This is a genomic window from Bradyrhizobium sp. CCBAU 25338, assembly GCF_028128965.1.
GTDB lineage: Bacteria > Pseudomonadota > Alphaproteobacteria > Rhizobiales > Xanthobacteraceae > Bradyrhizobium > Bradyrhizobium liaoningense.
Genome location: NZ_LFKY01000041.1, coordinates 29,731 through 42,867, shown reverse-complemented (window position 1 = coordinate 42,867; position 13,137 = coordinate 29,731). Strand labels below are relative to the sequence as shown.

Sequence of the window (13,137 nt, the reverse complement as noted above, 5' to 3'; positions counted from 1 at the left end):
GTAGCTTTTGAGAAGTGAGCGATGGACCTTCGAGGCACCGACGCAACCGTGACGTTACAATCATCGGCAGGCCAACTGGCATCGTCCAAAGACGAGCAGGTGCAAAACGCCGAAAAGCATGGGCTTGACTGGTGGAGCCTTGCTGCGATTGCGCCCGCGATCATTATCCTGCTTGGATTTCTTTTTCTGTTTTTCTATGGGATCTTTCAATCGCTGACCGATCTCAAGTTTGGTCGTCCCCTGGTTCGCTTCATTGGATTCACCAACTATGAAGTGGCGATCAAGTCCCAGGATTTCTGGAACAGCGTGCGGGCGACAATGGCGTATGCCTGCTCCGCCGTGCTCGCGGAAGCGTTGTCCGGGCTTGCGCTTGCCAAATTGTTCGCAAGTGGGGTGTTCCTTGCCCGGCTGATGCGACCCGTCATTCTCCTTCCCTTGGTTCTGCCGCCAATGAGCGTCGCCTTGATGTGGACCACAATGATGGATCCGCAGAATGGGATCCTGAACTACTTGCTCTCGCTTATTGGGATCGGCCGGTTGGCATGGATTTCGGACGCCAGCACAGCGATGTTGTCGCTGGTTCTCATCGACATATGGACTTACACGCCATTTTTCGCGCTGATCATCTTCGCCGGCTTGCAGGGCATCGACCATGAGGTCAGAGAAGCCGCGCGGGTCAATGGTGCGAAGGGTTGGGCAACCTTCCTCCATATCGAGCTTCCGCTCATCGCGCCATACATCCTGATCGCCGCTGTATTTCGGCTGATCGAATCGCTCAATCAGTTCGATATCATCTTCGGGACAACGCAAGGAGGCCCGGGTGACAGTACCGCCGTGCTCTCGGTCCGCGCCTACATCACAGCCTTTCAAAATCTTGCCTTCGGGCGTGGTGCCGCGCTCATGGTCGTCAACTGGTTGATCGTACTTCTCGGGACCTTGGCCATGGTAAAATTGTGGCGCTTGGTCCGGCAGCGTGTCAGTTAGAGGAGGCTTGAGATGCGTTTAAATCGCTCAACGCCGGCAAGCTTATTCCTCAATCTGCTGGTTGTTGCCTGTACGCTGATCCTGACATTTCCGCTGGTCTGGATCGTGATCATGTCGCTGAAGCAGCAGGCCGAGGTCATGACCTGGCCACCGCGCTTCATCTTCACGCCGACTTTCGAAAACTTCCGCGTTTTGTTTGATGCAGCCCAGGCCGGGGCAACCAGCTACGGCACCATCAAGGTTGATTTCCTGGCGCCGGTCACCAATAGCGTTGTGATCTCGCTTGGTGCGGTGCTCGTATCGCTGATCGCCGGGGTGCCTGCAGGCTACGTCCTGGCGAGGCGTGATATCCCTATGAAAGAGGACATCGCATTCTTCATTCTGGGCTTCCGCTTCGCGCCGGCGCTACTTGTGGTCATACCGCTGTTCAGTGTGTTCCAAACAGTCGGCCTTTATGACACCTATTTCGGTATGATCTGGGTCTATCAGGTCGTCACGCTGCCGATGATCATTTGGCTCAGCCGTTCGTATATCGAGGACATCCCAAAGGACATTGAGGAGGCCGCCGCCATGGATGGTGCAAAACCATTCCGCGTGGTCTGGCACATCGTCCTTCCGCTTCTAAAGCCCGGCTTGATAGGCGCTTCATTGCTCATTTTCCTGCTTGCGTGGCACAACTTCGCTCTCGGCCTGATCCTCAGTTCGACGAAAGCGCCCGTCACCGTCGCTCTCCTCAAGCTGCTCAATCCGGGCGTTCAGTTCTATCCAGTCATGGCTGCGGGTCTGGTGGTGACCATGATTGTGCCGGTCGTCCTGATCATCCTTGGCCAGCGTCATCTCGAACGTGGTCTTACCTTCGGGGCCGTGAAATGAGCCCGAGACGATTGATGTTCTTTGGAACGACCAATCTCGACCTCTGCTTCACCGTCGAGCGGCTTCCAACGCCCGGTGAAAGCCTGATGGGAGGCTTGAAGCGGAATGCGGGAGGCAAGGGCGCCAATCAGGCGGTCGCCGCCGCTCGATTGGGCGTTCGGCCGAGCTTCTACACCCGACTTGGCGATGACGATGCCGGCCGATCGTTGCTGCAAGCGCTGCGTGAGGCAGGTGTCTGTCTCGATGCAGTTGCGGTGTGCCCAGGGGAGATATCGGGTTCAGCTCTCGTCCTGGTCGGTGACGACGGCTCCAACATGATCGTCATAGACCCCGGAGCCAATGCAAATGTCACACCAAGCATGGTCGAAAAGGCCGCCGAATTCATTGAACGGGACGCAATTGTAGTTGCCGAGATGGGCATGCCGGTCGGCGCACTCAATCACCTCTTTGCAATGAAGAGCGTCAAGGGATTCGAGCTCATTTTCAATCCGGCCCCCGTGAGGGCCGGCCTGTCGTCGGAGGCGTGGAGAAGTGTCGATTTCGTCACTCCAAACCAGGCCGAGGCTTTCGAGCTCACCGGCGTCGAGGTGCACGACTTCGACAGCGCCGCTCATGCGGCCGGAAAGCTCCTCGATCTCGGCCCGAGAGCAGCCCTGATTACGCTTGGTGCGCAGGGGGCCTACTACGCCGATGCCAGCGCGTCTTTTGCCCTCCGGGCATTTCCTGTGAAGGTCGTTGATACGACTGCGGCGGGCGATGCCTTCAATGGAGCCTTCGCAGCCTCCCTTGCTCAGCGCCTACCGATCCGCCAAGCGGTCAGGAAGGCCCTTGCCGTAGCGGCGCTGTGTGTAACGCGACGCGGCGCGCAAAGCGCAATGCCAAGCAGCGAAGCCGTCGACGAGTTTCTCAAGTCTCAAACTATCCTGGAGTTGGAATGACCGAACAGTTCTCAGTTGCAGACAGGACCGTGCTCGTGACCGGTGCGGGTGGAGGCATTGGCTCAGCCATTGCAAATGCTTTCCGTCAAGCCGGTGCGAACGTCCTGGCAACCGACGCAAATGTGGAAAACCTCCGTAGCATTCTGACGCACCTGCCGTACGGCAACGGCATCCTGCCGATGAGCATGGATGTGTCACGAGAAGACGATGTCGGCAGGGTGCTTGATGAGATCGCCAGGCGCTTCGGCAGGCTCGATGTCCTGATCAACAACGCCGGAATAAAATCGGCTCAGCCGCTTCTGACCGGCAATGCCGATCGAATTGAAAAAACCATCCAGATCAATTCCGTCGCGGTGCTTCGCTGTGCCAAGCTAGCGATCGAGCGCTTCATGAAGGCCAAGGGCGGCCGCATCGTCAATGTCGGGTCCTCGTTGTCATCTCAAGGCGCGGTTTTCAACTACCAGGCTGGCGGTGCCGACTATTGCTTGTCAAAAGCCATCGTTCACGATGTGACAAAGCTGCTCGCTTATGAATGTGCTCCGCTCAAGATCAACGTCAACGCAATTGCACCCGGGATTATCGATACGCCCATGCATGGGCGTCCGCGAGAGGAGACCGAAGCGCGTCATAGTGGCCGGATTCCACTGGGCCGGGTCGGATTGCCGGAGGATATCGCAGGCCTCGCGGTTTTCCTGGCTAGCCCCGCAGCCTCCTATATGACCGGGCAGATTGTCCATGTGAATGGCGGGATGCTGATGAATGGTTAGCAATGGCTGCGACATCGGCTGGCCGCCAATAGAAGGGATCATCTCCGACCTGGATGGCGTCGTCTATCGCGGCAGCACCGCAATCGCGGATGCGATAGAAGCGTTCACGCGATGGCAGAAAGTCGGCGTGCCGTTCTGTTTTGTGACGAACAATTCCACGCATACCCCGGAGGACGTCGTCCGCAAGCTGACAGGATTCGGGCTTGTGATCTCGCCGTCACAGGTCGTGACAAGCGCTATCACGGCTGCAGAACTTATTCGAACGAATTATCCGCAATTGACGCGCGTCTATGTCATCGGAGCTCCGTCGCTTGTCACGGCCATGCGCGATGTCGGGCTGGAGGTCACTGAGCGAAACCCCGAAGTTGTCGTGATGGGGCTTGACAGGGATATTACTCACGAGAAGATGCGAATTGCCGTTGAGGCGATCCTCAACGGCGCTGTCTTCATCGGAACCAATCCTGATCTTCTCTTGCCCACGGCCAGCGGGTTCGAGCCTGGGGCAGGAGCTGCGATTGCGGCTGTGGCTGCCGCGACGCAAGTGCAGCCTTCGATCGTCGGAAAGCCGCAAGTGCCGATGATCGAGACAGCGCTCTCACGCCTCGGTACGAACCGCGCTTTGACGATTATGATTGGAGACCAGATTCCAACGGATATTCAAGCCGGAAAAGTAGCGGGGCTTGCTACGGTGCTGGTTACAACTGGTGTGCCGATGCGTCATGACCCGTCCCTAATGGCCCCCGATTTCACCGTAACGACCTTGCGCGACGTTGAGGTAAGTGCCGCGCGCTCGGGTCGCCCGCAACAGAGGAGGGCATAATGGCCGATGTTCGCCTGGAAGGCCTCAGGAAGGCCTATGGGACGATCGAGATCCTGCGCAATATCGACCTTGCGATTGATCACGGCGAATTTGTCGTCTTCGTCGGTCCATCCGGGTCAGGCAAGTCAACGCTTTTGCGCATGATTGGCGGGCTCGAGCCCATCAGCGGTGGGCGGCTCCTCATCGACAATGAGCTCGTCAACGACATCGATGCGGCCGATCGCAACCTCGGCATGGTCTTTCAAAGCTACGCTCTCTATCCGCATATGACGGTCAGAGAAAATCTGGCCTTTCCTCTGCGCATGGCCAAAGCCTCGAAAGCCAAGATCGCCACCAAGATAGCCAAAACTGGCTCGCTATTGCAGATCGACCATTTATTGGATCGCAAGCCTCGACAACTCTCAGGCGGCCAACGCCAGCGCGTCGCAATCGGGCGCGCCATCATGCGCGAGCCAAAAGTGTTCCTGTTCGATGAGCCGCTCTCGAACCTGGACACCGAACTACGCGTGCAGATGCGGGTTCAGATCGCCAAGCTCCACAAGCAGCTCGGAAATACCATGATCTATGTGACGCATGACCAGGTCGAGGCCATGACCATGGCTGACAAGATCGTCGTGCTCAAGGACGGCAACATCGAACAGGTCGGCAGCCCGCACGATCTGTATCACAACCCCGCTTCGCACTTTGTGGCGGGATTCATAGGCTCGCCGAAGATGAACTTCCTGGGCGGTATGGTCGCGGCTGCCCGCGAACATGGCGTGGACGTCCGGTTGGACGCCGGTCCGACGATCTCCGTTCCGGTTCATCCGGACCAGATGCTGGTTGGCAAGCCGGTCACCCTTGGAATTCGTCCGGATGACTTCTCCTCGTCCGCGCCTGGGCAGCAGGAGATCGCGATTGAACTCGGAGTCGATTTCGTTGAGCATCTCGGCAGCGTCACGTATATCTACGGTAATGCAGGAAACGAAACCGTAGTAGCCAGGGCACCACAATCCGGTTGGCCCAAAGGCGCTAGCCGGCTCACCCTCACCGCCGCTCCAGCCGATTGCCACTTGTTCATGAGCAATGGAAGGGCGGTACGGCGGTTGCACGCACCGGCGAGTTGGAGGTAGTCTTGACGTAGAGCCGTACGATGATGCGCGGCTCAGAATGGACACGCGGACGGCTGAGGTGAAGGGAGCCGGTATCAGGCAGTTCTTCCGCAATTCCCGTTCGTTTGTCCTTGGTGCGGGGATCGGCTCGGGCATGACCGCCAGGGCCGCCGAGCGGGCGGGGGCCGACTTCGTGCTCGCGCTCAATGCGGGCCGTTTTCGTGCCATGGGTGGGGCCTCGCCTGCCTCGATCCTTCCAATCCGCAACAGTAATGAATTCGTAGCAAACTTCGGACGGACCGAAATCCTCCCAAGTACCAAACTGCCAGTCTTCTTCGGCGCCTGTACCTTCGACCCTGAGCTCGATCTTGATCGTTGGCTCGATCGGATCATCAAATGGGGATTTGCCGGTGTGACCAACTTCCCATCGGTCATACACATCGACCATGAGCGCAGGTCATTGCTCGAGAAGTGTGGTCTTGGTTACTCCCGGGAAATCGAGCTCCTCGTGAAAGCTGCAAAACGCGGCTTGATGACGATTGCCTATTCGCGCAGTCAATCCGAAGCGCGTCGCATGGTCGAGGCGGGCGCCGAGGCCATTTGCATCAACTTCAATCTCAACCGCGCGGTTGAAAGCGGAGCCGATCCGTCGATCAGCCTGTCTGAACTTGCAGCGCGTACGAATGCCGTTGCGCGCGTTGCTCAATCGGTCAACAAGAGCACCATCTGCCTGCTTGGGGGCGGCCCCATCACCAAGCCGGACGAGCTCCTCGACATCTGCCGCGAGACCGGAATCCAGGGGTTCATCGGAGGCTCCTCGCTGGACCGCGTGCCTCTCGAGATGTCGGTCCTCGAGGTAACATCAGGCTTCAAGACCATCCACCTGTTGCGCGAGAAGGTGGATCTGCTCGAACGACAGCTGCAGTTAAGTGGTTTCAGGCACGGCGTGATCGCGCAGTCCTCGGCAATGAAGCGTATCCTTGAGATCACCAAACGCGTTGCGGCGACCCCCAGGCCAGTCCTCATCTGGGGGGAGGCTGGCTCCGGCAAGCGGAGAATAGCAACCCTGGTTCATGCGTTTAGCGACCGCAGGCACGCCAAAACGGCGTTGTTCCATTGCCGCCTCGGTCCGGCGATGAATATACTTGGCCCGTTGTTCGGCGCCGAGCGTCTTGAGAGCGGCAGACGCCAATTGTCACTCCTGGAGGCGTCGAGTGACGGTGCCGTCGTGCTACTGCATGTCGACCAACTTTCGCGCGATGGACAGGAGCGGCTTGCCGATTACCTCGAGACAGGCGGATTTACCCCTCTGAACGGGGTAACTGTGATGCGTTCCAATGCCCGGATCATTGCGACCGCCACGGTCGAGCGCGGCGCTGGCCTTGAAACGGTTCTGTGCGCGCGGCTTCTCGCCCTTTTTACCGGCCTCGATGTCCAATTACCTTCGCTGCCCGACAGGCTTGAAGATTTGCCGCAACTCATTCAACACTTCACGGTCGAAGCAAAGGGGGATTCCAGCGCCCAGACGCTCACAATCGAAAACTCTGCATTTCTCGCGCTCGCCGGGCACGACTGGCCGGGCAATTTGCGCGAGCTGCGGCAGGTCGTGAACCAGCTCGTAACCCTTCCAGCAAGTCACATCACCGGTGAGGTGCTAAGGCCGCTTTTGGACACAGCCTCACATGCAAGGCCGCCCGTTTCTCTTTCGGAGCGAGACTGGATTATTGAGGGCTTGAAGAGAAACAGGCTTCACCGCGGCAAGACTGCCCGCTCTCTCGGGCTTTCGCGAAAAACCCTCTATAACAAAATCAAGAAGCTGCGGATCCTCGAATAACGCTTCATGCTCGTCGAAGCGGCTGTTTGGATGTGGCTGCATGCTCCAGCGCGAATTTCGGTACGGACGCTCCTTGAGAGCCAAGGCTTACGAGCGTTATGTCCGCTCCAATCGGCAGCGCAAGCGCATCGGGACGCAGATAGACGAACCCACCCAGCTGCGAACCCAAGCGTTGTTCTGCTGCTCTCATCTCCGACTCGTTTGCCGCGACAAACAGGACTTTGAACCCGCGATTTGCAAACCACTCCATTCTCCGAAGCTCGAGCTCCTGACCGCGATCGATCGGCACTCCTGCCGGTGTCCGTTCAATCATGGAGGCAGGCGGAAAGTTTGTCACTCCGGTCATCTTTGCATCCTGTAACAGATCTACCAGGTCTTCCCAGCAGGCAAACGGATCGATCATGACGATCGCCGCGTAGCAGGAAGGGGGCGCTTTGGGGCTCGTTTGCAAGTCTCGCAGGAGACAGTCGTTCCAGTCGATGACGGGAAGTGTAGCCATGACGAACATGGCATTCTGCGGAAGGGTCCGCAGTGACGGAGCATAGATCGTCATCTGATCACCGCGAGACGAGGAGAGACTTGCGACAAGGCGACCTAAGACATTGGCTCTCACGGTTCTACCCAATTCTACCCATTTGAACGTTTCGCCGATCTTACACGCCGCTCCATCGAGGTCTAGACCACCACTGTCGATCTTGGAGGAGCAATGTCATGTCTTCCCTCGGCGAGGGAGCCGGGCTCGGCTGGAAGCGATGGATGCTAAGGGCCGTCATCACTGTTCATGCTTGCGGTATGCTTGAGTGGCCTCTCCGCGTCTGTCCTCGCCTGCCGGATACGATTTGCCGATGCTGGCCCGAGCTCGGCTCGTTCTGAAAAAGGGCCCGTGAAGCGTCTGGGCTAAAAATTGCGGGCGAGCTATCGCTGCGCCTGACGAATCCGCTAGCAGACCGGTCGTCTGCTTTCCTCCCTGACTCAGCGCCGCTGCTGGAAAACTCCGGCAGCGGCATCTTTTTGTCTCGGAGCGCGCCGCCATGCGGGGGAGCCCAAACCATCAAAGCGTCGCCAGCTGACGCTCGCCTCAGTCCATCCAAATGGGAGGCGGCTTCCATCGTCACACGGCCCTCAATCACCTCGCTTCGAAACCGCTGTACCTCATCGGGGCACCTTCATCGAAGCACAGGGGAAGCCTTCTGCCCGCCCCATTGCCTGTGATCCTTCTCAAGGATGCGGCAGGCGCCGGAGCGCTCTTGGCTCGCCAAGGACGTCGCCTTGGTCAGCGCTCTCAGCGCTGTACGGCTATTCAACGCCACCTGCAAACTTCTGGACGTGCAATCTGCTGTTAATCGGACCTTGAGCCTCTCGGGAAGCGGCTGCTGCTGCTACGGCCGCTTTGCACCTACCCAACTTTACCCAATCGCGCTCGTATCCGGGCTTATGTGCCATTTTACTCCGATCTAGACCTCCAGGTGTCCAGAAACGTCCAGGAGGAAGATCGTGTCTCACCATTGCGCGGACGACCAGAGGTCAGTCCGGGATGGTCACCCGTCCGATCCTGCCGGCAAGGTCGCGATCGTCGCAACCCTGGACACAAAGGGCCGCGAAACCGCTTATCTTGCGCGCGTCATCGAACAGTGCGGCCGCAAGACTCTTACGATTGATGTAGGCACATCAAACAGGAGAGGCAGAAGCGCGTCGGACTGCAGCGATGCAGGGGTGGTCGCACCCGCCGAGCTCTTACGGGAAATAGCTGCAAGTGCGCGTGAAGAGGTGAAGGAGCTCCTGCGATTAGGTGCGATCGACGCCATCGTCGGAGTAGCGGGCGGCAAAGGCAGTGCAGTCTTCGGTGAAGTTGTTTCGGAGTTGCCGTATGGATTCCCGAAGCTGCTGGTGAGCAGCGCAAGGCCAGCCCTCCTGGCCGAACTGGCCCTCCAAAACGACGTCATCCTCTATCCGACCCTGGTCGATCTCTTCGGAATCAACGCGTTCACCGAACGCGTTCTGGACAATGCCGGGCGGGCCATTGCGGCGATGCGTTATGTACCGGCTCAAGGTCGGCAGAAGAGAAAGATTGTTGCGATCACGGCCTTTGGGGTCACGACGCCGGCGGCAAATCGCTGTGTCGCGCGGCTGGCAGAGGCAGGCATCGACGCGATCGTCTTTCCGGCCAATGGCGCGGGTGGACGCAAGATGGAGCAACTCGTGTCCGCCGGTGAGTTCGATGCGGTGCTCGATCTGACCACAACCGAGCTTGCTGACGAGCTCGTCGGCGGCACCGCCAGTGCAGGTCCGGATCGGCTCAAAGCAGCTTCTCACCGCATGATTCCGCAGCTCATCGCGCCGGGGGCCGTCGATATGGTGAATTTTGGCCCGCCCTCGAGCGTGCCTGCCGAGTTCAAAGGGCGCCAATTCTATGCGCATACCCCCTTCACGACGCTCATGCGCACGACCGTCTCGGAGAACGAGCGCATAGGAAGGCTCACAGGCGCGCGCCTTTCGCAAGCAAAGGCGCCCGCTCTCGTTTTGTGGCCGGCCAAGGGGGTGTCTGACTATGACCGGGACGGCGGCATCTTTCGAAATCCTGAAGCCGATAGAGCCTGGTTCGACGCGGTCAGGCGGCATCTGCCGCGCTCGATCATCGCTCGCGAGCTGGATTGTCACATCAATGATCCGGAATTTGCGGAGGCGGCCGCATCGTGGATCGTCGAACAATTGACACAAGGAGGTTCATCCCGTGCGGATGTTTGATCGGCCCGAAATACTTGCAAAGATCACAGCTCAAGTTGCGGCGGGGAAGGCAGTGCTTGCCGCGGCAAGCAGTTGCGGCCTCGTCGCAAAATGCGCAGCTCTCGGCGGCGCCGACATGCTCGTGGTCTACAGCACCGGGCTGTCGCGGTTGATGGGGCTGCCGACGAGCCGGATCGGTGATTCCAATGCGCGCACGCTCGGGCTCGCGGCGGAGATCCGCAACGTCGTCTCCTCCGTTCCTGTTATCGGCGGTATCGAGGCCTGGGATCCCCTCCGGCTCGATCTCGATGATCTCTTGGACAAGTTCTGGGCTGCCGGCTTCTCCGGCGTGATCAATTACCCGACCATTTCAACGATGGGTGCGAAATGGCGCGATCGTCGAGGCCGCGTCGGGCTCGGCTTTGAACGTGAGGTCGAGATGATCGCAGCGGCCCGCAGGAAGAGCATCTTCTCGCTCGCCTATGTCGCAAGCGCGCACGATGCCAAAGCGATGGCAACCGCAGGAGCCGACTGCGTCGTCCCACATGTCGGCGCAACGCGCGGCGGGCTCGTTGGTCATGAGGAGGGACAGTCGATTGAAGAGGCCATCAGACGCATCAACGAGATCAATGCTGCGGCTCAGGCCGTTCGCCCGGATGTCATCCTTCTCTGCCATGGCGGGGCAATCGCTGAGCCCCAGGATACCTCGGAAGTCTACCGATCGACCGGATGCGTCGGCTTTGTTGGCGCCTCCTCCATCGAACGGATCCCGATCGAGCGGGCGGTGAAGGCTGCAGCCGAAGAATTCAAAGCCGTTCCGCTCCCGCGAAAGCGACAGCATTCACTGCAGAGTCTGCACCGAGGCACGAATGAATAACCAGATCACTAAATTGAAGCCCAATACCGCTTCCTTCTCCCAAACGCATGATTGGGAGACGGACGTGCTCGTGATCGGCAGCGGCGCGGCCGGACTGTCGGCGGCGCTCTATGCGGCAAAGGCCGGTCTTCGCGTGACCGTGTGCGAGAAGTCTGCCCGGCTCGGTGGCACCACTGCCCTGTCGAACGGCATGATCTGGGTTCCATGCTCAATGCAGGCTCGAGCGGCAAAAATTGATGATTCGATCGCGAAAGCGAAGACCTATCTGCAACACGAACTTGGCAACTATTATCGCGCTGAGTTCGTAGACGCCTATCTTGAAGACGGCCCGACAGCGCTCGCCGGCCTGGAGAATGGGAGTGAAGTCAAATTCACACTGGCCTCCGCCCCCGATTATCATTCGAGCCAGATCGGCGGGGTTGACAAGGGCCGGGCGGTGAGCCCCGCACCTTATGACGGACGGCTTCTCGGCAAGGATTTCGACCTGATAGGTGATCCGATCCGGGTCGTGCTCGGCGGGATGATGATTTCATCCAGCGAGGTCAGAAGCTTCCTCAATCCCTTCCAGTCGGCTGCCGCGCTCAAGCACGTCCTGCGCCGCGTCGGCCGCTACGCAAGCGATCGGCTGCGCTACAGGAGAGGCACTGAACTCAGCGGGGGCAATGCGCTGATCGCGCGGTTACTGGTCAGCCTGCGCAGATATGGCGTTGAAATCCGGCCAAGCTGCCCAGCGGTTGATCTGACGAAAGAGGGCGGGAGAGTCACTGGCGCAATCGTCAAGCGTGATGGCGCCGATCTCCGCATCCGCGCCTTTCACGGGGTGATCCTGGCAACTGGTGGCTTTGCGCGGAACGGTCAGTTGAGAGCCCAGCTCAGCCGAGCCCACCAGCACAATGATACGCTGGCCCACAGCGATGTCACTGGAGACGGCATTGCGCTCGCAGGCAAGCTCGGAGCTGCGATCGATAATGACGTTGCATCGAGTGGATTCTGGACGCCCGTGTCGATCCTCAGGAACGGCCGCTCCTCGCAAGTGGTCCCGTACGGCTGGCTCGATCGTGGCCGTCCAGGTGTCATCGCCGTAGGGCCAAACGCCAAGCGCTTCGTCAATGAATCCAATTCCTACCACGACATCTGCCTTGCCATGTTCAACAACGGCTATCCGGCGGACAAGCGGTTCTATTTCATCTGCGACAAGGAATTCGTCCGCCTCAGAGGCATGGGACACCTGCTCCCCTGGCCCTGGACTTTGAGCATCAAAAAATATGCCCGCATGGGCTACATCGAAATTGGCCGGACGATTGCGGAGCTTGCGGCGGAATTGGGGCTCGACCCGAAAGAGCTGCAAAAGACCGTTGAAGAACATAATGCCCACGCAGCTGAAGGAAGCGATCCGCTCTTCAAACGCGGTGAATCGGCTTTCAACCGAACCCTGGGAGATCCGTCGGTCGGAAAGAAGAACCCAAACCTTGGGGCTATCAAAAACGGGCCATTCATCGCGCTTCCGATTGTCCCGGCAACCCTCGGAACGGCGACCGGCCTGTCAACGGATCCTGGCGGAAGGGTCCTGAATGGAAACGGCGTGCCGATCGCAGGTCTTTATGCCTGCGGCAACGACATGACCTCACCGATGCGTGGGATCTATCCTGGGGCAGGCATTACGATCGGACCGGCCATCGTGTTCGCCTACCGCGCGGTGAACAGCATCGTACAATCCACTCATCAAGGACAGACCGCGGCAGCATCCGGAGCGTAAGTGCGGTGTTTTCACCTCTTGGTCCAGCAACGACGGACGGCGGAGAGAGCGAAAGTGCGCAACGTCGGCCAGCTCGCTTTGAATACCTTATGGGCGGCCGTATCCCGCTTGATACCGGGCTTATCTTCTGACCTGGAGGGGCACGATGCGCCGCTCACGCCACGCTAAGATCGTTGTAACCGTTGGTCCAGCGACCGCGTCGCCTGAAAAGCTTCGTGCGCTTTATCTTTCGGGGGCTGATACTTTCAGGCTGAACTTCAGCCACGGGACCCATGACGATCACGCCCGTGTGCTCGCCTCGATCCGTGCGTTGGAGCTGGAATTCAATCGGCCGATCGGTGTGCTGCAGGATCTGCAAGGCCCGAAGATCCGGATTGGCCGGCTCGATGAAGGGCAAGCTCGCGCGGGATGCCGGGGAGACGGTCTGCTTCGCGCTAAGAAGGACAGGCGGGAAGCAGTCAATCCCGCTGCCG

At 59.1% G+C, this 13,137-nt stretch carries 11 protein-coding genes and 1 pseudogene; 11 read left to right on the top strand and 1 reads right to left on the bottom strand.

All coding sequences use genetic code 11. The annotated features are described in order from the left end of the window. Positions 1-21 precede the first annotated feature (21 nt). From ACM42_RS27180 to ACM42_RS27150, 7 genes are read left to right on the top strand one after another with little or no spacing between them, the layout of a single operon-like run. Positions 22-984, top strand: a complete 963-nt coding sequence (locus tag ACM42_RS27180) for a carbohydrate ABC transporter permease (RefSeq protein WP_128948328.1) — start codon at positions 22-24, stop codon at positions 982-984. A gap of 12 nt (positions 985-996) precedes the next feature. Continuing rightward, positions 997-1,857 carry a carbohydrate ABC transporter permease gene (locus tag ACM42_RS27175; RefSeq protein WP_128948329.1) on the top strand — a complete coding sequence of 287 codons (861 nt, stop codon included), beginning with the start codon at positions 997-999 and terminating at the stop codon, positions 1,855-1,857. A gap of 14 nt (positions 1,858-1,871) precedes the next feature. Continuing rightward, positions 1,872-2,795 carry a ribokinase gene (locus ACM42_RS27170; protein ID WP_245471720.1) on the top strand — a complete coding sequence of 308 codons (924 nt, stop codon included), beginning with the start codon at positions 1,872-1,874 and terminating at the stop codon, positions 2,793-2,795. After that, positions 2,792-3,562 (top strand): SDR family NAD(P)-dependent oxidoreductase, encoded by a 771-nt coding sequence (locus tag ACM42_RS27165; RefSeq protein ID WP_128948331.1) that lies wholly within the window; start codon positions 2,792-2,794, stop codon positions 3,560-3,562. Before ACM42_RS27170 ends, ACM42_RS27165 begins: the two co-directional genes overlap by 4 nt. Further along, positions 3,555-4,382 carry an HAD-IIA family hydrolase gene (locus ACM42_RS27160; protein WP_128948332.1) on the top strand — a complete coding sequence of 276 codons (828 nt, stop codon included), beginning with the start codon at positions 3,555-3,557 and terminating at the stop codon, positions 4,380-4,382. Before ACM42_RS27165 ends, ACM42_RS27160 begins: the two co-directional genes overlap by 8 nt. After that, positions 4,382-5,494, top strand: a complete 1,113-nt coding sequence (locus tag ACM42_RS27155; protein ID WP_128948333.1) for an ABC transporter ATP-binding protein — start codon at positions 4,382-4,384, stop codon at positions 5,492-5,494. Before ACM42_RS27160 ends, ACM42_RS27155 begins: the two co-directional genes overlap by 1 nt. Positions 5,495-5,531: 37 nt before the next feature. After that, a complete protein-coding gene (locus tag ACM42_RS27150; protein WP_271530758.1) occupies positions 5,532-7,307 on the top strand; it encodes a phosphoenolpyruvate hydrolase family protein in 1,776 nt (591 codons plus the stop codon). Positions 7,308-7,311: 4 nt separating this feature from the next. Here ACM42_RS27150 and ACM42_RS27145 read toward each other — a convergent pair whose 3' ends face one another. After that, complete coding sequence (locus ACM42_RS27145; protein ID WP_271530757.1) at positions 7,312-7,860, bottom strand: hypothetical protein; 549 nt, start codon at positions 7,858-7,860, stop codon at positions 7,312-7,314. Positions 7,861-8,801: 941 nt separating this feature from the next. On the opposite strand from ACM42_RS27145, the gene ACM42_RS27140 reads away from it, so the two are divergent. From ACM42_RS27140 to ACM42_RS27125, 4 genes and pseudogenes are all read left to right on the top strand, one after another. Continuing rightward, the gene (locus tag ACM42_RS27140; protein WP_271530756.1) at positions 8,802-10,052 is read left to right on the top strand and encodes a Tm-1-like ATP-binding domain-containing protein; all 1,251 of its coding nucleotides are present in this window, start codon (positions 8,802-8,804) and stop codon (positions 10,050-10,052) included. A gap of 52 nt (positions 10,053-10,104) precedes the next feature. Further along, a complete protein-coding gene (locus ACM42_RS27135) occupies positions 10,105-10,908 on the top strand; it encodes a phosphoenolpyruvate hydrolase family protein (RefSeq protein ID WP_271530754.1) in 804 nt (267 codons plus the stop codon). Next, the gene (locus tag ACM42_RS27130) at positions 10,901-12,664 is read left to right on the top strand and encodes an FAD-dependent oxidoreductase (RefSeq protein WP_128948336.1); all 1,764 of its coding nucleotides are present in this window, start codon (positions 10,901-10,903) and stop codon (positions 12,662-12,664) included. Before ACM42_RS27135 ends, ACM42_RS27130 begins: the two co-directional genes overlap by 8 nt. 145 nt (positions 12,665-12,809) lie before the next feature. Next, positions 12,810-13,134: pseudogene (locus ACM42_RS27125) on the top strand (pyruvate kinase); the annotation flags it as partial. Positions 13,135-13,137: the final 3 nt, after the last annotated feature.

Excerpts from the sequence above, each read along its gene's own strand:
- ACM42_RS27180 (WP_128948328.1), top strand. The coding sequence starts at position 22 with ATGGACCTTCGAGGCACCGACGCAACCGTGACGTTACAATCATCGGCA.
- ACM42_RS27175 (WP_128948329.1), top strand. The coding sequence starts at position 997 with ATGCGTTTAAATCGCTCAACGCCGGCAAGCTTATTCCTCAATCTGCTG.
- ACM42_RS27170 (WP_245471720.1), top strand. The coding sequence starts at position 1,872 with ATGTTCTTTGGAACGACCAATCTCGACCTCTGCTTCACCGTCGAGCGG.
- ACM42_RS27165 (WP_128948331.1), top strand. The coding sequence starts at position 2,792 with ATGACCGAACAGTTCTCAGTTGCAGACAGGACCGTGCTCGTGACCGGT.
- ACM42_RS27160 (WP_128948332.1), top strand. The coding sequence starts at position 3,555 with ATGGTTAGCAATGGCTGCGACATCGGCTGGCCGCCAATAGAAGGGATC.
- ACM42_RS27155 (WP_128948333.1), top strand. The coding sequence starts at position 4,382 with ATGGCCGATGTTCGCCTGGAAGGCCTCAGGAAGGCCTATGGGACGATC.
- ACM42_RS27150 (WP_271530758.1), top strand. The coding sequence starts at position 5,532 with ATGGACACGCGGACGGCTGAGGTGAAGGGAGCCGGTATCAGGCAGTTC.
- ACM42_RS27145 (WP_271530757.1), bottom strand. The coding sequence starts at position 7,860 with ATGACGATCTATGCTCCGTCACTGCGGACCCTTCCGCAGAATGCCATG.
- ACM42_RS27130 (WP_128948336.1), top strand. The coding sequence starts at position 10,901 with ATGAATAACCAGATCACTAAATTGAAGCCCAATACCGCTTCCTTCTCC.